The organism is Microbispora rosea, assembly GCF_900156315.1.
In the GTDB taxonomy this organism is placed as follows: domain Bacteria; phylum Actinomycetota; class Actinomycetes; order Streptosporangiales; family Streptosporangiaceae; genus Microbispora; species Microbispora rosea.
Genome location: NZ_FTNI01000009.1, coordinates 17,607 through 33,870, shown reverse-complemented (window position 1 = coordinate 33,870; position 16,264 = coordinate 17,607). Strand labels below are relative to the sequence as shown.

Annotated in this window: 21 protein-coding genes and 1 riboswitch; of the genes, 8 read left to right on the top strand and 13 right to left on the bottom strand. The window is 70.3% G+C overall.

Annotated elements, in window-relative coordinates; translation table 11 throughout:
* Nucleotides 1–174 precede the first annotated feature (174 nt).
* Nucleotides 175–783: a mycothiol-dependent nitroreductase Rv2466c family protein gene (locus tag BXA11_RS14795; protein WP_030509598.1), complete on the top strand. Its 609-nt coding sequence runs from the start codon at nt 175–177 to the stop codon at nt 781–783.
* A 95-nt stretch (nt 784–878) separates the two neighbouring features.
* Entirely contained in the window at nt 879–2,285 is a 1,407-nt protein-coding gene (locus tag BXA11_RS14790) for an aldehyde dehydrogenase family protein (RefSeq protein ID WP_076434994.1), read from the top strand.
* Between the two features lie 4 nt (nt 2,286–2,289).
* On the opposite strand, the gene def is transcribed toward BXA11_RS14790, so the two are convergent.
* Complete coding sequence (gene def, locus BXA11_RS14785; RefSeq protein WP_030509596.1) at nt 2,290–2,778, bottom strand: peptide deformylase; 489 nt, start codon at nt 2,776–2,778, stop codon at nt 2,290–2,292.
* A 108-nt stretch (nt 2,779–2,886) separates the two neighbouring features.
* On the opposite strand from def, the gene BXA11_RS14780 reads away from it, so the two are divergent.
* On the top strand, nt 2,887–3,357 hold the full coding sequence (locus tag BXA11_RS14780; protein ID WP_030509595.1) for a ribose-5-phosphate isomerase: 471 nt from the start codon (nt 2,887–2,889) through the stop codon (nt 3,355–3,357).
* 17 nt (nt 3,358–3,374) lie between these two features.
* Here the strand turns inward: BXA11_RS14780 and BXA11_RS43120 are convergent, their stop codons facing one another.
* Together BXA11_RS43120 and BXA11_RS14775 are read right to left on the bottom strand one after the other, a co-directional pair.
* Nucleotides 3,375–3,539 carry a hypothetical protein gene (locus tag BXA11_RS43120; protein ID WP_156081022.1) on the bottom strand — a complete coding sequence of 55 codons (165 nt, stop codon included), beginning with the start codon at nt 3,537–3,539 and terminating at the stop codon, nt 3,375–3,377.
* A gap of 85 nt (nt 3,540–3,624) precedes the next feature.
* Nucleotides 3,625–4,854 carry a GNAT family N-acetyltransferase gene (locus tag BXA11_RS14775; RefSeq protein WP_076434993.1) on the bottom strand — a complete coding sequence of 410 codons (1,230 nt, stop codon included), beginning with the start codon at nt 4,852–4,854 and terminating at the stop codon, nt 3,625–3,627.
* 117 nt (nt 4,855–4,971) lie between these two features.
* Here BXA11_RS14775 and BXA11_RS14770 point away from each other — a divergent pair, with 117 nt between their 5' ends.
* A complete protein-coding gene (locus tag BXA11_RS14770) occupies nt 4,972–6,084 on the top strand; it encodes a PP2C family protein-serine/threonine phosphatase (RefSeq protein ID WP_076434992.1) in 1,113 nt (370 codons plus the stop codon).
* A 5-nt stretch (nt 6,085–6,089) separates the two neighbouring features.
* Here the strand turns inward: BXA11_RS14770 and BXA11_RS14765 are convergent, their stop codons facing one another.
* Nucleotides 6,090–6,695, bottom strand: a complete 606-nt coding sequence (locus BXA11_RS14765; RefSeq protein WP_076434991.1) for a response regulator transcription factor — start codon at nt 6,693–6,695, stop codon at nt 6,090–6,092.
* 190 nt (nt 6,696–6,885) lie between these two features.
* Between BXA11_RS14765 and BXA11_RS14760 the strand changes: the two genes are divergently transcribed.
* Nucleotides 6,886–8,190 carry a M50 family metallopeptidase gene (locus tag BXA11_RS14760; RefSeq protein ID WP_030509591.1) on the top strand — a complete coding sequence of 435 codons (1,305 nt, stop codon included), beginning with the start codon at nt 6,886–6,888 and terminating at the stop codon, nt 8,188–8,190.
* Between the two features lie 26 nt (nt 8,191–8,216).
* On the opposite strand, the gene BXA11_RS14755 is transcribed toward BXA11_RS14760, so the two are convergent.
* From BXA11_RS14755 to BXA11_RS14735, 5 genes are all read right to left on the bottom strand, one after another.
* Nucleotides 8,217–8,726, bottom strand: a complete 510-nt coding sequence (locus tag BXA11_RS14755) for a DinB family protein (protein WP_076434990.1) — start codon at nt 8,724–8,726, stop codon at nt 8,217–8,219.
* Nucleotides 8,727–8,766: 40 nt separating this feature from the next.
* Nucleotides 8,767–9,324 (bottom strand): dihydrofolate reductase family protein, encoded by a 558-nt coding sequence (locus BXA11_RS14750; RefSeq protein WP_076434989.1) that lies wholly within the window; start codon nt 9,322–9,324, stop codon nt 8,767–8,769.
* Nucleotides 9,325–9,330: 6 nt separating this feature from the next.
* Nucleotides 9,331–9,573, bottom strand: a complete 243-nt coding sequence (locus tag BXA11_RS14745) for a hypothetical protein (protein ID WP_030509588.1) — start codon at nt 9,571–9,573, stop codon at nt 9,331–9,333.
* A 162-nt stretch (nt 9,574–9,735) separates the two neighbouring features.
* On the bottom strand, nt 9,736–10,575 hold the full coding sequence (locus tag BXA11_RS14740; RefSeq protein WP_239105189.1) for an alpha/beta fold hydrolase: 840 nt from the start codon (nt 10,573–10,575) through the stop codon (nt 9,736–9,738).
* A gap of 17 nt (nt 10,576–10,592) precedes the next feature.
* Nucleotides 10,593–10,979 (bottom strand): hypothetical protein, encoded by a 387-nt coding sequence (locus BXA11_RS14735; RefSeq protein ID WP_076434987.1) that lies wholly within the window; start codon nt 10,977–10,979, stop codon nt 10,593–10,595.
* 91 nt (nt 10,980–11,070) lie between these two features.
* Here BXA11_RS14735 and BXA11_RS14730 point away from each other — a divergent pair, with 91 nt between their 5' ends.
* Both BXA11_RS14730 and BXA11_RS14725 read left to right on the top strand, forming a co-directional pair.
* Nucleotides 11,071–11,622 (top strand): TetR/AcrR family transcriptional regulator C-terminal domain-containing protein, encoded by a 552-nt coding sequence (locus BXA11_RS14730; protein ID WP_076434986.1) that lies wholly within the window; start codon nt 11,071–11,073, stop codon nt 11,620–11,622.
* A gap of 212 nt (nt 11,623–11,834) precedes the next feature.
* A complete protein-coding gene (locus BXA11_RS14725) occupies nt 11,835–12,098 on the top strand; it encodes a hypothetical protein (RefSeq protein ID WP_076434985.1) in 264 nt (87 codons plus the stop codon).
* 98 nt (nt 12,099–12,196) lie between these two features.
* On the opposite strand, the gene BXA11_RS14720 is transcribed toward BXA11_RS14725, so the two are convergent.
* The 3 genes from BXA11_RS14720 to BXA11_RS14710 all read right to left on the bottom strand — a co-directional run bounded on the left by BXA11_RS14720 (nt 12,197) and on the right by BXA11_RS14710 (nt 15,303).
* A complete protein-coding gene (locus tag BXA11_RS14720) occupies nt 12,197–13,108 on the bottom strand; it encodes a coiled-coil domain-containing protein (RefSeq protein WP_231513991.1) in 912 nt (303 codons plus the stop codon).
* 34 nt (nt 13,109–13,142) lie between these two features.
* A riboswitch (cyclic di-AMP (ydaO/yuaA leader) is annotated at nt 13,143–13,281 on the bottom strand.
* Between the two features lie 70 nt (nt 13,282–13,351).
* Entirely contained in the window at nt 13,352–14,410 is a 1,059-nt protein-coding gene (galT, locus tag BXA11_RS14715; RefSeq protein WP_076434984.1) for a galactose-1-phosphate uridylyltransferase, read from the bottom strand.
* Between the two features lie 89 nt (nt 14,411–14,499).
* Entirely contained in the window at nt 14,500–15,303 is an 804-nt protein-coding gene (locus BXA11_RS14710; protein ID WP_030509580.1) for a DeoR/GlpR family DNA-binding transcription regulator, read from the bottom strand.
* 138 nt (nt 15,304–15,441) lie between these two features.
* On the opposite strand from BXA11_RS14710, the gene BXA11_RS45740 reads away from it, so the two are divergent.
* Complete coding sequence (locus tag BXA11_RS45740) at nt 15,442–15,519, top strand: 50S ribosomal protein bL37 (RefSeq protein ID WP_373320643.1); 78 nt, start codon at nt 15,442–15,444, stop codon at nt 15,517–15,519.
* A 105-nt stretch (nt 15,520–15,624) separates the two neighbouring features.
* Here BXA11_RS45740 and BXA11_RS14705 read toward each other — a convergent pair whose 3' ends face one another.
* The gene (locus BXA11_RS14705) at nt 15,625–16,191 is read right to left on the bottom strand and encodes a TIGR03086 family metal-binding protein (RefSeq protein WP_030509579.1); all 567 of its coding nucleotides are present in this window, start codon (nt 16,189–16,191) and stop codon (nt 15,625–15,627) included.
* Nucleotides 16,192–16,264: the final 73 nt, after the last annotated feature.

The window sequence follows — 16,264 nt, the reverse complement described above, 5'->3', positions numbered from 1 at the left end:
CTCATCGCATGGTCAACGCCCCCGATCCCCGCCGCCCCGTCGCGCCAGGGATTGCATGAATCCTGCCACGCCGCGGCGACAAGGCGGATTCGAGATCGCTCCTACCTGGAATAGGAGATTTCCTGCCCGGGTTGACGACCGAGGGAACCATAGTCCGTACGAGAGGGTGTCACAGTGTCCGACCGAAAGCTTGTCGATTTCTGGTTCGACCCCGCCTGCCCCTGGGCGTGGATCACTTCGCGCTGGATCCACGAGGTGGCCGCGCTGCGTCCGATCGACGTGCGCTGGCACATCATGAGCCTGGCGGTGCTGAACGAGGACAAGGACATCCCCGCCGACTACCGCGATCGGATCAAGCAGACGCTCGGCGCGGTGCGGGTGCTTGCCGCCGCCGCGGACAAGTACGGCGAGCAGGTCCTCGGCGACCTCTACACCGAGATCGGCAGGCGCTTCCACGACGAGGGACGCGAGCGCGGCCGGGACACGATCGCCGAGGCCCTCACCGCCGCCGGGCTCGACCCGGCGCTGGTGGCCGCGCACGACTCGGAGGAGTACGACGAGGAGATCCGGCGCTCGCACGGCGAGGGCATCGACCTGGTCGGCCAGGAGGTCGGCACACCGGTCATCGCCGTCGAGGGCGCGGCGTTCTTCGGCCCCGTCGTCTCGCCCATCCCCAGGGGCGAGGCCGCCGCGCGTCTATGGGACGGCGTTCTGCTCGTCGCCGGCACCGACGGCTTCTTCGAGCTGAAGAGGTCGAGGACCCGCGACCCGATCTTCACCTGAGATCTTCACAGGCTCCTTCACCTCGCGTGAATCCACCGGAAAGGTTTCTGTCGGAGGGCTCGCCATCTGACAACCGAGGCGCAAGGATGAGTGACATGCGTCACCTCTACGTGAACGGAGCCTGGGCCCCGTCCTCCTCCCGCGAGGCCGTCGACGTCGTCAACCCCGCGACCGAGGAGGTCGTGGACCGGGTGCCCGCCGGGGCACCCGCCGACGTCGAGGCCGCCGTCGCCGCCGCCCGTGCCGCCTTCCCGTCGTGGTCGGCCCTGGAACCGGCGGAACGCGCCGCGTTCCTGGGGGCGGCGGCCGGGCTGCTGCAGGAGCGCGCCAAGGAGATCGCGGCCACGATCGCCACGGACATGGGCGCCCCGCTCACGCTCGCGCTGAAGGTGCAGACGCTGATGCCCGCCGAGGTGCTGGCCTCCTACGCCGACCTCGCCAAGCGGTACGAGTTCGACGGCGGCCGCACGGGCAACTCGCTCGTCGTGCGGGAGCCCGTCGGTGTGGTCGGCGCGATCACGCCGTGGAACTACCCGCTCCACCAGGTGGTGTGCAAGGTGGCTCCGGCCCTCGCGGCCGGCTGCACCGTCGTGCTCAAGCCGAGCGAGGTCGCGCCGCTCGCGGCGTACGCGCTGGCCGACATCTTCCACGAGATCGGGCTGCCGCCCGGCGTGTTCAACATGGTCAGCGGCCACGGGCCGGTGGTCGGCGAGGCCATCGCCGCCCACCCGGACGTGGACATGGTCTCGTTCACCGGGTCCACCAGGGCCGGTCGCCGGGTCGCGGCCCTCGCGGCGGAGACCGTCAAGCGGGTGGCCCTGGAGCTGGGCGGCAAGTCGGCGAACATCATCCTCCCCGACGCCGACCTGGAGAAGGCGGTCAGGAACGGCGTCGCGGGCGCCTACCTCAACTCGGGCCAGACCTGTTCGGCGCTGACCCGGATGCTCGTCCACTGGGACCAGTACGACGACGCCGTGCGGCTCGCCGTGGAGGCGGCCGGCGCCTACGTCCCCGGCGATCCGTTCGCCGAAGGCACCCGCCTCGGGCCCCTGGTGTCCGCCGCCCAGCGCGACCGGGTCGTCAGGTACATCAACCGCGGCCAGGAGGAGGGTGCCCGCCTCGTGCTCGGCGGGACCGACAACCCCATGGAACGCGGCTACTACGTCGAGCCCGCGATCTTCGCGGGCGTCTCGCCCGGCATGGCGATCGAGCAGGAGGAGATCTTCGGCCCGGTGCTGTCGATCATCCCGTTCTCGTCGGAGAACGAGGCCGTCGAGATCGCCAACGGCACGCCGTACGGGCTGTCGGGAGCCGTGTGGGCGGGCAGCGAGGGCAGGGCGCTCGCGGTCGCGCGCCGCCTGCGCACCGGGCAGGTCGCCGTGAACGGCGGCCGGTTCAACACCATGGCGCCGTTCGGCGGCTACAAGCACTCCGGGATCGGCCGCGAGCTCGGCGAGTTCGGCCTGGAGGAGTTCCTGGAGATCAAGGCCATCCAGTTGTAGGACGTCAGGGCGCCTGCAGGAGGATCTTGCGGCGGTCGTCCTTGCCCAGCCGGTCGACGTACAGCGTGCCCTCGAGGTGGTCGAACTCGTGCTGGAAGCACCGGGCGAGCATGCCCCTGGCCTTGACGGCGACTGGCCGGCCGAGCTTGTCGACCCCGCGCAGGGTGACCCCGGCGGCGCGGGGGGTCGGGGCGTACAGCGGCTTGCCGGTCTCCTTGCCGGGCACCGACAGGCAGCCCTCCTCCTCGACGACCTGCTCGGTGTCGTCGATCGTCAGCTCCGGGTTGATCACGTGGCCCTTGCGGTTGCTGATGTCGTAGACGAACAGCCGCCGGCCCACGCCGATCTGCGGCCCCGCGAGCCCGACGCCGTCGGCCTGGTACATGACCGCGAACATCTCGTCGATCAGCCGGCGCAGCTCGCGGTCGAAGTCCGTCACGGGTTCGGCGGGGGTACGCAGGACCGGGTCGCCGACATACCGAAGCTCGTGCATGACACTCCTGTCAGGCCGGAGGGTGTAAGGGACGCAGGCCCATATCGGCTATTACTCTAGTGGAGCCCGGGGTCGTCCCCGCCAGAGCCTTTCTGGGAAACTTGTGGCGTGCGTGTCTACATCGGTGCCGACCATGCCGGCTACGAGCTGAAGAATCATCTGGTCTCCTGGCTCAAGGAGCAGGGCCACGACGTGGAGGACTGCGGTCCCCACGTCTACGACGCGGAGGACGACTACCCGCCGTTCGTGCTGCGCGCCGCGCAGGGCGTGGCCGGCGACGCGGGCAGCCTCGGGGTGGTGATCGGCGGCTCGGGGAACGGCGAGCAGATCGCCGCCAACAAGGTGCGGGGGGTGCGTGCGGCCCTCGCCTGGAACGAGGAGACGGCGAAGCTGGCCCGCGAGCACAACGACGCCAACGTGATCAGTCTGGGGGCCCGGCAGCACACGCCGGAGGAGGCCGCCAGGTTCGTCGCGCTCTTCCTGGCCACGCCGTTCTCGGGGGCCGAGCGACACGCCCGGCGGATCCGCCAGCTGGCCGACTACGAGACCACCGGCGAACTGCCGCCGCTGCCCGCCTGAGTGCCTCTGACGTACCTCTAGCGGGCCCCGTCCCTGTCCCGGCCCCGGCGGGGCTCCCGCCGGGGCGTCTCGTCACGCAGCGGCCGCTGATCGGCGGCCTCCTGCTGCTCGGTCGTCGGCCGGGACACGTCACGGGCCCGCATGGCCGTGATCGCGGTGATCTGCAAACTCTGCAGCGCCATGTCCAGAAGCCTACGCGGCCCGAAGGCCGCGCGCTCCCGAGGCCGCGCGGTTCCACGGGCGCGCGTAGCGGCGGCCGTGCACGGATCAGAACACCCGGCAGCCCCAGGGAGCCGGGTCCCACGCCATGGCGGCCGACAGCTCGCTGAGGGCCCCCGGCCGGTGCTCCCGCACCAGCCCGGCGTCAGCCGCGGCGCGCAGGGGGCGCCCGCCGAGGTACGCCGCGCCCAGCACGTCGACCGGCAGCGTGAGGTCGGCGGGCGCGTCCGTCGGCTCGCAGGACGCCTTGTCGGTGACGAGGCGCCGGCGGCCGGCGTTCCACGGGCAGGACTCGTCCACGATCTCCAGGACCAGGTCGGCGGGGGCCGCGTACGCGCGGGCGGACAGGGCCCTGTCCACGTCCACCAGGCGGATCCACAGGTCGTCGAACCAGATCGCGTTGAGCTGGCGGGGTTCGGCCAGCAGGTGCATGATCGGGTCGTCCACCGGCCGCCGCCCGGAGTGGACGACAGAGCACAGGTCCCGGTCGAGGACGCCGCGCCAGACCAGCGCGTACGCCGCGGGATCGGAGGCCATCAGCTCCAGGAGCCGGACCTCTCCTTCCGGCACGGCGTGCTCGTTCCAGTCGGCCTTCGCCCGGAACAGCGCGTAGCCGCGCGCTCCCGTTGAATCCTCGGCGATGAGGCAGCGCAGCGGACCCATCCCGCCCCGGTCGTGCTCGGTGTCCGGGACGACCTCGGTCCGCCAGAACCCGTCGGACCTCGCGTACATGCCGGGACGGCCGGGCCGTACGGCGTCGTAGACCCGCTGAAGGGCGGCCAGCGCGTCCGCCGGGGTGGCCGTGCGCAGGCGCAGCGCGGGGTCGGCGGGGGCCGAGCGCGTGAAGGCCGAGCGGTGGGTGGGGATGCGGAAGGACAGGGTGTCGGCGGCCCTGCCGTACCCGAAGCGTCCGTAGATGCCCGCCTCGCTGGCGTAGAGCGCGGCGACGGCCTCACGCCCGTTCTCGTGCAGGTCGTGCAGCTGCCGGGTCATGAGCGCGGTCAGCACGCCGCGGCGGCGATGCGAGGGGAGCACGCCCACCGACGTGACGCCGGCCACGGGGATCGGCCCGCCGGGGACCGTCATCTCGAAGGACAGGGCACCGGCGCAGCCGACCATCAGATCGCCGTCGAAGGCGGACAGCAGGCGGTCGAGCTCCAGGACCTCGCGCCAGCGGTCGGCCATCTCCAGGGGGTAGGTGCCGCTGAACGCCTCGTAGTCGACGGCGACGAAGGCCGGCCACTCGGATTCCTCGATGGGGCGAACGGTGATGCTCATCAGAGCACCGTAGAAGCGGCCCGCAGCGTGGGGCGACCCAATATCCGTGCCGGATGATCTAGACGTTGGTCAAGCAGGTACCGCCACCTGGGATGTCCGGATACAGTCGAGGCCATCATGAATTCCCGTCCGGCGCCGCTGATCCCTCCTCGGCTGCGCGCGCTCCTGGCGCGTGTGCCACTACTGGTGCCGTTGGTCCGTTTTGTTCGGAAAGTTTGGTCGAAGGACCGATACCTCCTCGTCGCTCTCGTCCTGCTCACCGTCGTGGTCGCCGTGCTCGACGCGGACGTGTCGGCATACTGGTTCTCGCCCTCGCTGCTGATCCTCTTCACGCTGATCGGCGGCCTCCAGCTCCGGCTGCGCAGTCTCGCGCTCCTGCTGTGCGCGGTCGTGGCGGCCCTGACCTACATGGGACCGGTCAGGGGAGTGCTCAGCGTCGGGCCGGGGCTGCTCATCACGATGGCCTTCACCGCCGCACTGGCCTGGACGATGGCCCGCACCCGCGGCAAGCTCGGCGTTCAGGGCCTGCGCGGCGACGCGATGCTGCTGGAGCTGCGCGACCGGCTCAAGCGGCAGAGCGAGCTGCCGCCGCTGCCCAAGGACTGGGGCGGCAAGGTGGTGCTGAAGCAGGCCGGGGGATCGTCGTTCGGCGGCGACTTCGTCGTCTCGATGCGGGAGGGCGACCGGGTCCAGGTGGCGGTCGTCGACGTGTCCGGCAAGGGCGTGGACGCGGGAACCCGCGCGCTCATGCTGTCGGGCACCTTCGGCGGCCTGCTCGGCTCGGTGGACGACTTCCTCGTGGCGTGCAACTCCTACCTCCATCGCCAGCTCGGCGACGAGGGGTTCGTCACCGCCGTCCATGTGGAGCTCGATCTGTCCACCGGGGAGTACACCATCACCTCGGCAGGGCACCCGCCCGTGGTCCGGTTCGACTCCGGGTCGGGCACGTGGCGGGTCTCCACGGCGAAGGGCGTCGTGCTCGGCGTGGTGCCCGACCTCGCCTGCGAGACCGACAGCGGGGTGCTGCGCAAGGGCGACGCGCTCATGCTGTTCACCGACGGGCTGATCGAGCAGCCCGGCCGGGACATCGACGCCGGGCTCGACCGGTTGCTCGGCGAGGCCGAGCGGCTGCTCCCGTCGGGATTCCGCGACAAGGCCCGGCAGCTCGTGCAGTCGATGTCCTCCGGTCACAACGACGACTGCGCGCTCGTCCTGATCTGGCGCCCCTGAGCTCCCTACAGCCAGCCGGAGTCGGTCGCGATCCGCACGGCGTCGACGCGGTTGCGCGCTCCGGTCTTGACGAGGATGCGCGACAGGTGGTTGCGCACGGTGCCGACGGACAGGCCCAGCTCGGCCGCGATGTCCTTCGAGCGCCCGCCCCCCGCCGCGAGCCGCAGCACGTCGTGCTCCCTCGGCGTCAGCGGGCAGTCGGCGGCCTCCAGCGCGGCGACGGCAAGCTCGGAGTCGACGACCCGGCGTCCTGCGACCATCCGGCGGATGCCGTCGGCGAGATGCTCGGGGGCCACCTCGATGCTCAGGTAGCCGAGGACGCCCGCCGCGAAGGCCCGCTTGACGTGACCCGGGCTGGGCTGCGCCGACAGCAGCATCACCCGGCAGCGTGGCGCCTTCTCTCCCAGCCGCGCGGCCGCCGCGAGCCCGTCCACTCCGGGCAGGTCGGCGTCGACGACGGCGGCGTCCGGCCGCACGTCCAGGGCCGCGGGCACGATGTCCTCGCCCGACCCGACGTCCGCGACCACCCGCAGGTCGTCCTCCCCGTCGAGGGACGCGACGAGGCCTCGCCGCACCAACGGAAGGTGTTCGGCCACCAGGATCCGGATCAAGATGCTCCCCTCTGGACGTCTCTCAAAGGGTGATCGCTCAATTGCATACTGTCAACGAAGTGTCCCCAATCGGTCACACACGGGCAAGCCGAACCGGCACCGGAAAAGTCTTCGCCCTCGTGCGGGTGGGCTACGCTCGAAGGGTGCTTCGTCCGCCAGGGCACCTTCTCCTATTCGGGGGTACGCGCTGATGAGCTGGCTCTTCGTGGCCGGATTCGGGATCCTCTTCGTCGGTCTGCTGGTCTCCATCGCCCTTCACGAGATCGGGCACCTCGTGCCCGCAAAGCTCTTCGGCGTCCGCGTGACCCAGTACATGGTCGGCTTCGGGCCCACAATGTGGTCACGCAGGCGGGGCGAGACCGAGTACGGCGTGAAGTGGGTCCCGCTCGGCGGTTACATCCGCATGATCGGCATGCTGCCGCCGCGCCCCTCCGACGAGCCCGGCAGGCTGCGCAGCGTGTCCACCGGTCCCTGGCAGGGCCTGATCGAGAACGCGCGGGCGGTCGCTTCCGAGGAGATCCGGCCGGGCGACGAGAACCGGGTCTTCTACCGCAAGCCCTGGTGGCAGAAGGTCATCATCATGGCCGGCGGCCCGGCGATGAACTTCGTGCTCGCGTTCGTGCTGTTCGCGGTCGTGATGATGGGCTTCGGCGTCCGCGAACTGACGCCTGTCGTGTCCTCGGTGTCCAAGTGCGCCATCCCCGCCGCCGAGGCGGGGCACCGGGACTGCAAGGACAGCGATCCGCTGACGCCCGCCGCCAAGGCCGGTCTGCGGCCCGGAGACCAGATCGTCGCCGTCGGCGGCGCGCAGGTCCCCGACTGGGAGGCCGCGCAGCAGCTGATCCGGGAGCACGGCGCTGGGGTGACGACGCTCGGCATCGAGCGGGGCGGGCAGCGGACCGACGTCCAGGTCGACTTGATCGCGCAGGATATGCCCTCGCTGACCGACCCCGACAAGATCGAGAAGAACGTCGGCTTCCTGGGCGTGAGCCCGACCACCGTCGTCGTGAAGAAGGGCCCCGGCTACGTCGTCGGGCAGATGTGGGACCTGACCGAGCGCACCGCCGTCGCGATGGTCAACATCCCCAAGAAGATGGTCGGCGTGTGGAACGCCGCCTTCTCGGGCGAGAAGCGCGACCCGAACGGGCCGATCGGCATCGTCGGGGCGGGCCGCATCGGTGGAGAGATCGCCGCCTCCGACCTCTCGGTCGAGAACAAAATCGAGATCTTCATCAACCTGCTCGCCGGGCTGAACCTCGCGGTGGGCATGTTCAACCTGATCCCGCTGCTGCCGCTGGACGGCGGTCACATCGCCGGCGGGCTGTGGGAGGGCGTCAAGCGGGCGTTCGCGCGGGTGCGCCGCAGGCCCGTCCCCGGTTACGTGGACGTGGCCAAGGCGCTCCCGCTGACGTACGTCATGGCGGCCGTGCTGGTCGTCATGGGCGGCCTTCTCATCTACGCCGACCTCGTCAACCCGGTCCGCCTGTCCGGCTGAGCCCGCCCGGCCCCTCCGGGCGGGGGCTACTCGCCCGTCGCCCCGTCGATGCGCTCGCGCAGCAGATCGGCGTGGCCGTTGTGGCGGGCGTACTCCTCGATCATGTGACACATGATCCACCGCAGCGAGTGGTGGACTCCCTGACGGCCCGTCTTCGTCGTCGCGTCCAGGTCCGCGCAGGCCTCCTCGGCCGCCCGCGCGTGCTCGATCTCCGCGTGCCAGGTCGCGAAGGCCTCCTCGGCGGACGCGGTGTCCACGTTGTCGAACTCGCCGTCCGGGTCGTCGTCGCTGTAGTAGATGCCGCCGAGGTCCTCGCCGTTCAGCCGCCGCCGGAACCAGGCTCGCTCGACGTCGGCCATGTGCCGCACGAGGCCGAGCAGCGACATGCTGGAGGGCGGCACGGAACGCAGCCGCAGCTGCTCCTCGCTGAGGCCCTGACACTTCACGGCGAGGGTCTCACGGTGCCAGTCCAGCCAGGCGCGCAGCATCGCGCGCTCGCCCGCGACGACAGGGGGATCGATACGTGTGTCGGTCATCCCGGCATCCTGCCGTGGCTTCGGCGCGCAGTCACATCAATTAGCCCGAGGAGGCACCCGGCCGGTATTCGAGCAGGACGATGCGGGAGTCGAGGACCCTGGTGCCGGCCAGCTGCAGCCCGGTCCGGGGATAGCCGGCGTAGGCGGGCTCCCGGCCGTCGCCGCCCAGCGTGAGGGGGAAGACCATCACCCGGAGCCGGTCGATCAACCCGAGCTCCATCAGGCTTCTCACCAGCGTGAGGCTGCCGATCGAGCGCAGCGGCACGTCCGACTCCCGCTTGAGCGCCGTGATCCGCTCGGCGAGATCGCCGCGTACGAGCCGGGTGTTCCTCCAGGAGAGCGGCTCTCGCAGGGTATTGGAGAAGACGGCCTTCGGCAGGTCGTTCATCCGGGTGCTCGCCTCGTCGGTGGCCTCGGACGAGATCGCCGCCAGCGCCTCGTAGGTGACGCGTCCCATGAGCATCAGCTGCGGCTGCTCGGTCGCCTCGCCTATCCAGGCGTCGAGGCCGGGACCCGAGTAGCCGAAGAAGGCGCCCACGTCCACGCCCGCGGCGAAGCCGTCCACCGACACGAACAGGTCCGCTATGAGTTCAGCCACTGGGAGTCACCCCGCTTTCCGCGCCTGCCGGCGCCCCACCACGCGGACGAGCCGGCGTGACCCTCGGAAAAGGAGCCGGGCGAGGCCGAAGAGGAACGCGACCTCGAACATCAGGGCGCAGATGAGCATGCTCTCGTCGAGGAGCCGCCCGCCGATCCGGCCACTCGTCCAATCACGGACGACAGGCGTGACGACCATGCCCAGCGCATATCCGATCATCACCAGCGCCTCTTGGCGCGCAGCACGCATGAGCCGATCGTAGGGCTGTCGCGTCAGGTGGCGCTCCTAATGCGGAAGGGCCGGCCTATCTGCTCGCAGGGACTCGCTCCGGCTGCTCGCCGGAGTCAGGCCGGTGCACTGCTCCACCAGGCGGCGAACGCCGTCAGGGGCGCCGGCGATGGCCGCCGCCCGTCATCGCGCGCCGAAGAATTCGCGTAGGGCCTGGGCCACGACGAGCGGGACTCCATCATCCTCCGGCCCCGAATGCCCGGCCCCAGGCAGGTCGATGCTTCGCGCGTGCGGGAGCACCTCGGAGAGTTTCCGGAGCGCGAGACGCAGGTATGCCGCGCTCTTCGTACCGCCGAGGAGCAGCACCCGCGCATCGAGCGCCGCGTAGTCCATTACCGTGTCGGCCATCTCCCTGATCAGCTGCATGTCGAATCGCAGCGTCGGGATGAGCGCCTCGACCGTCACCTCATCGGGGGATCCGTCGCCTTGCAGGCGCGCGCCGATCGTCAGGAGCGGCACGAGGGCGAAGCGGGGGATCCTGGTGAACAACGACGGCCCGGTGTTCAGGCCTTTCATCCCCGTGACCAGCGCGGATACGGATCTCCCCGTAGCGATCTCGCGGTCGAAGCGCGCCAGCCAGTCCGTCGGCACCGAGCCGCCGATCGACAAGGGAGGCTCGTACAGGGCGATCCGCTCAAGGGAGGGCGTGACCAGGGCGGTACGCAGGACGACGAGCGCGCCGGAGCTCAGGCCGAAGACCTGCGACGCGCCGGTCGCCGTGACGAGCGCCCGCAGGTCTTCGACCTCCCGCTGTACGCCGAAGCCGGCGCCGTGAGGGCCGCTCAGCCCACGTCCGCGCCGGTCGGGCACATAGACGGTGAACGAGGTCGACAGAGCGGCGGCGAGCTTCGTGAAGTGCTGCGACGCCAGCATCCCGCCGTGTACGAGGATCAGCCCGGGTCCTTGGCCACTGCGGCGGTAGCCGATCACGGTTCCGTCGGCCGAACCAACGTGTTCGCTCACGGTGCGCGGCGAATCCTTCATCGTGCGCCTGCAGCCGGGACGAACGTGTGCATCGCCCGCTTGCCGGCCTCCACCGCCGCGGTCCCGCGTTCCAGCAGGTCGTGCCGGTAGTCGTCCAGCGCCGAGACCAGGTCTCGCAGGTCGGGATGCCGGCCGTCGATCAACTCCAGCGCCGGTTCGCGGGAGTCCTCCCGGCCCGGCGTGGTCGCCGCCGGATGATCCGGCGGTACGAGCAGCACCCACCTCGCGTAGCTCTCCCTGCGGCGCATGGGCAGGCCGGGAACGAGTCCGGCGGCGGCTTCGCGGGGTTCCCTGGCGAACCGCATCCTTCCCGGCATCAGGGTGATCCCCGGTCCCTTGACCATCGTGCCGAGCCCCGCCCCGATCACCAGGACACGTGTCATCGTGCTCCTCCATGACTAGGTGAACAACGTTCACGTGTACATTGTTCACGTAGTTGGGGAAGGACTGTCAATCCCCATTCAGGAGGACGCGATGGGGCAGCGGCGCACCGAGGTGCTGCAGGCGGCGATCGAGCTGCTCGACGAAGTAGGCCTGGACGCTCTCACCATGCGGCTGCTGGCGAGCCGGCTCGGGGTGCGAGCAAGTGCCCTGTACCGGCACTACCCCAGCAAGCAGGCCCTGCTGGACGCGATGGTCACGCACCTGGTCGGCTCGGCGGACGACGTCGTTCCGCTCTCCGGCACCTCCTGGGACGAGCTGTTGCGCGGCGTGGCGTCCGACGTGCGCGAGGTCATGCTGGCCCACCGCGACGGCGCCCGCCTCATAGCCGGCTTCCACCACCCGGGTGCCGAGGCCGTCACCACTTTCGAGCGCCTCATCGCCGCTCTGATCGCCGCGGGTGTTCCCGCCGACACGGCCGCCATCGCCGTGGACACCGTCCTGGCCTACGTCAACGGCTACGCGATCGAGGAACAGGCCCGCAAGACCGGAGCCGACGGCTGGCCCAGAGAGCGCCGGGACCGTGCCTTCCACGACGGTCTCGAATTGATCATCGCCGGTGCCCGAGGAACTCTGTCGTCCTGACGCCGGCTTCGGCCGCGTCGCCCCGCTACCCGTCGGCTGCACACCACTTCTCACGGGTGCGGATATCGCCGGTGCCGCCGGTTGCGAGCCACGCTCCGTGCAGGCCCTGGCCTGATCACGGCACAACTGCGACCCTGGTGTCCAGGCTGACTTGAGAGGATTCCATTGGTCCGCAGCATCGAGCCCCTGCCCTTAACCCTCACTTCGGCGCCGTGACCGAAAAGAGGGGACGAGACGACTCCGACGACTTCGCGGGGGTCAGCCTCGGCGCCATGGCCTTCATCGTGACCGTCATGGCCCTGAGACACCCTTGGCAGTCGCTCAAGGAACTGCTCAGGGTGGTCCGTCGTCTTGGCCGCTGGGCGCTCCGGCTCGTAATGGCCCCTGCCGGGCTGGTGGCCGCGATCGTGTTCACACGTCAAAGGGATCGACGCCCCACCTTCGAGGACTACCTGCACGGCCGCGACGAGGAATGAGCCCACCTGTACCCGGATCGCCTGGTACGGCAACCGGCGAAGGCACTGGACGCCCCGAGGGGAGCCCGCCCGCGTAACCGCCGGGTGGGGCGGACGGCTCAGTACATCGAGATGTGCACGTGGTCGTAGTGGTTGGCGGTGATTCCGCCGCGGTCGGACATGGTCCGCCAGCCCGGATGGCCGAGGTTGTAGATGCGCTGCTGCCAGATCACGTACATCACGCCGAGTTTCGGCCCGTTCTTGATGGCCCAGGCGGCCAGGCTGTCGCCGAGGGCCTTCATCTCGGGGGAGGGCATGGCGCCGCCCGAGCTCATCATGAAGTCGCAGGCGCGCCCGAGGGGGTGCTCGCCGCTGTTCTCCGCCCGGTAGCAGCCCACCGGAAACTGCAGGGTGAAGTGGCTTTCGACCTCGCCGCGCATGAACCGCATCCGGGGCGTGATGTTGTCGGTGCCGCTGGGCAGCTCGGGCGCCCACGACCCGCCCGCGCGCTTTCCCGGCGCGATAGGGATCAGCGCGTCGAGCTTGTCCTTGATCTCGTCGATCAGATCCTCGGCGTCCTCGCGCTGACCGGCGACCTCGGCGGCCTGCGCCTTGAGCTGCGCGGTCAGCGTCTTGGCGGCGTCCGCGGCCCGTTGCCGTTCGTCGCGGACCAGGTCGAAGTGCGCGAGCCTGGCGGCCTGCTCCTCTTTGAGCTGGTAGTTGAGCGCGGCGGTGTTCATGTCGGGCAGCGCCATCGCGCTCTCGGTCTGGTAGCGCAGCCCGGCCATCTGCCGTACGGCGTCGCTCGCGGCCTTATAGTCGGCCTCGGCCTTGGCCAGCCGGCCGCGGGCCGCCTTCTCCTCCACGCCGGCCTTGGCGAGGGCGACGCGTTTGGCGTTGTAGTCGCCGATCAGCCGGTCGACCTTCTTCCGCAGGTCCGCCAGCTCCTTCTTGAGCTGTTTCTCCGTCGGTTTGGGATCGGCCACACCCGGCGCCGCCGTGCCGAACACGAGGACGGCGGAGGCGAGCACGCCGACAGCCAGGGGGAACGCGCGGGGCAGAGCCCACTCCTCTCCATCTGCCGACCGGGTTAGCTGACGGGTTCGGGCTGGAGAAGCCCGGGCAGGTCACTGCCTTGACCCCAGGTGCGTGATTGGGTCCCCGGCTCCCGGGCGGGGCGCCCGGGATTAGGCGTACCGGTTGTGACGGCCGGTGTCAGGGATACTAGTGGTAAAGAAACGGTGACTGCCACCAAAGCCGCAACCAACTGGAGATCAAGCCGTTATCGCCTCGCGCAGCATCCGGGCGGCCTCCTCCGGCAGCACGTCGTTGACGAACGCGCCCATGGCCGACTCCGATCCGGCCAGGTACTTCAGCTTGTTCGGCGCGCGCCGGATCGTGAAGAGCTGCAGGTGGAGGTAGGCGAGGTCGCGCCGGTAGGAGACGGGGGCCTGGTGCCAGGCCGCGACGTACGGCATGACGACGCCGAACAGCCCGTCCAGCCGGCGCAGCACCTCGATGTAGAGCGGCGCGAACGCGGCCCGCTCCTCGGGCGACAGTGCCGGGATGTCGGGCACCCGGCGGTGCGGGTAGACGTGCACCTCGAACGGGTAGCGTGCGGCGGCAGGGACGAAGGCCGTCCAGTGCTCGTTGGCTGCCACCACCCGGGGGCCCCTCCGCTCGGCGGCCAGGACGTCCGCGAACAGGTTGCCGCCCTGGTGGCGGGCGGCGGCGTCCAGCATCTGCCGGGTACGCGGCGTGACGTACGGATAGGCGTAGATCTGCCCGTGGGGGTGCGGCAGCGTGATGCCGATCTCGGCGCCGCGGTTCTCGAAGCAGAAGACCTGCTCCACGCCGGGCAGCGCGGACAGCTCCGCCGTGCGGTCGGCCCACGCCTCGACGACCAGCTCGGCCTGCGCGTCGCTCAGCGAGCTGAACGACGCGTCGTGGTCGGAGGTGAAGCAGACCACCTCGCACCGCCCGATCCCCGGCCGCACCTCGCTCAGCCCGCCCACCTGCTCGTACGCGCCGGTGTTGAAGCTGAACGACGGGAAGCGGTTCTCGAACACCGCCACCTCGTACGGCGAGGGGATCTCCGAGCCGGGATGGCCCGGGCAGAGCGGGCACTCCTCCGCGGACGGCAGGTGCGTGCGCGTCTGGCGATGCCGGGCGACGGCCACCCACTCGTCCATCAGGGGGTCGTAGCGCAGCTCGGAGGCGAGCGGGCGCGGCGGCAGGTCCCTGGTGTCGACGGCGCTGTGGTCGGCGTCGTCGCGCCGGTCGAAATAGATGAGCTCACGGCCGTCGGCGAGATGGGTGATGGTGCGCTTCACAGAGCGGTCTCCAGCTTCACGGTGCGGTGTCCCGGGTCAGAGCGGGCTTACAGGGGTCCGGGGACAGGCGGCCTTCCAGAGGTCCGGCGTCACAGCGCGGTCTCCATCTCGGTTTCCCCGGAGGGGTCGGCGAGGAGGAGCTCGCCGGCGTGCTCCGACAGCGCGGCGCGCGCCTCCTCCGGCAGGCCGACGTCGCTCACGACCACGCCGGCCTCGTCGAGGGCGGCGATCGTGCTGATGCCGATCGTCCCCCACTTGGTGTGGTCGGCCAGGACCACGAGCTGCTGGGCGGCCGCGATGAGGGCGCGGTCGGTCTCCGCCTCCAGCAGGTTGGGCGTGGTGTAACCGGCCCGGACGCTCATGCCGTGCACACCGAGCATGAGCGTGTCGACGTTCAGGGAGCGGACGGCCGCCACGGCCACCGGGCCGACCAGCGCGTCGGACGGCGTGCGCACGCCGCCCACCAGCACCACGGTCTGGTCGGGCCGTCCCGCTCGGTGGAAGACGTCGGCCACCTGCACCGAGTTGGTGATCACGGTCAGCTCGGGCACGTCCACCAGATGGTGGGCCAGTGTCCAGGTCGTGGTCCCGGCAGAGAGGGCGACGGAGCTGCCCGGCCGTACGAGCATGGCGGCCCGGCGGGCGATGGCCTCCTTCTCGGCCTGCTGCCGCACCGACTTGGCGGCGAAGCCCGGCTCCTCCGTCGAGCCGGCGCCGGTGGCGGTCGCCCCGCCGTGCACCTTGACGATCAGGCCCCGCTCCGCGAGGACCTCCAGGTCGCGGCGGATCGTCATGTCCGAGACCCCGAGATCGCGTACGAGCTGCGCGACGCGCACCCCGCCGGTTCTGCGTACCCTCTCCAGGATCGCCTGCTGCCGTTGCTGGGCCAGCATTCACCACTCCTGTCAACAGATTCAAACAAATTATGCCCCACGTACGTGGGTACGTGTTGAGTTGGGGTCCGCCCCTTGCCGCCTGTGGGCCGGGGGAGGACAGTGAGCGAAAGCCATACTCGACGGAAGGCGGTCGTGATGGGTAGACGCGCACGCAAGTCGAAGGCACGCAAGAAGAAGAAGGCCAACCACGGCAGGCGGCCCACAGGGCGTTAGCCCTAGCGGGGTGGGCTGTGTGGTAGCCCTCGCGGGTAAGGCTGCCCGCCAGCCCTGTGTGTCGGTCTGTGCGATAGACGGAGTCAGTAGGTCCCGGGGCAGGGCCTAAGGATTCCTGCCCCAGGCGGCGAGCAGGTGCGTCTGCTGGTCGGCGTCGGCCGGGAGGCCTTGCTCGTCCCCGAACACCCCCGCCTCGCGGTAGTCCTCCCGTGCCTTCTCGAACCATTCCGAGCAGGAGGCGACCAGTGCGGGGTCGAGCCGTTCCGGCCCGCCGATGGCACGTGCCAGGTCCCAGGTGTGGATCAGTACGTCCGCGAACAGCTCGGTGATGTACTCCTCGCCCTGCACGTCGCCGAACGACAGGTGGGTCACACTGGTCAGGGCGCCCTCGGCGTACACCGCCTGGACGGCGCCCTGCGCGGACGCCTCGAACGCCTTGAGCGGGTCGTCGCCGAGCACGTCGCCCTCGAAGGCGTCACCCACCTCGGCGACCGTACGGCCGGACAGCAGCTCGGGGGCCCACAGGTTCTCGGCCACGACGTGGTTGACGAGCCCGCGAACGTCCCAGTCGACACAGGGAGTCGGCAGCTCCCACTGTCCCCGGCGGACGAGATGGAGGCGGTCCCCGAAACCGTCCAGCGCCCTGCGGTACGCGTCACGGATGTCGATCATGTCCCCTCCTCGCCACGAACTCCCCATTCGAACGTAACTCTTCTCAACGATCAGTCATACACGCTCGCTGGGG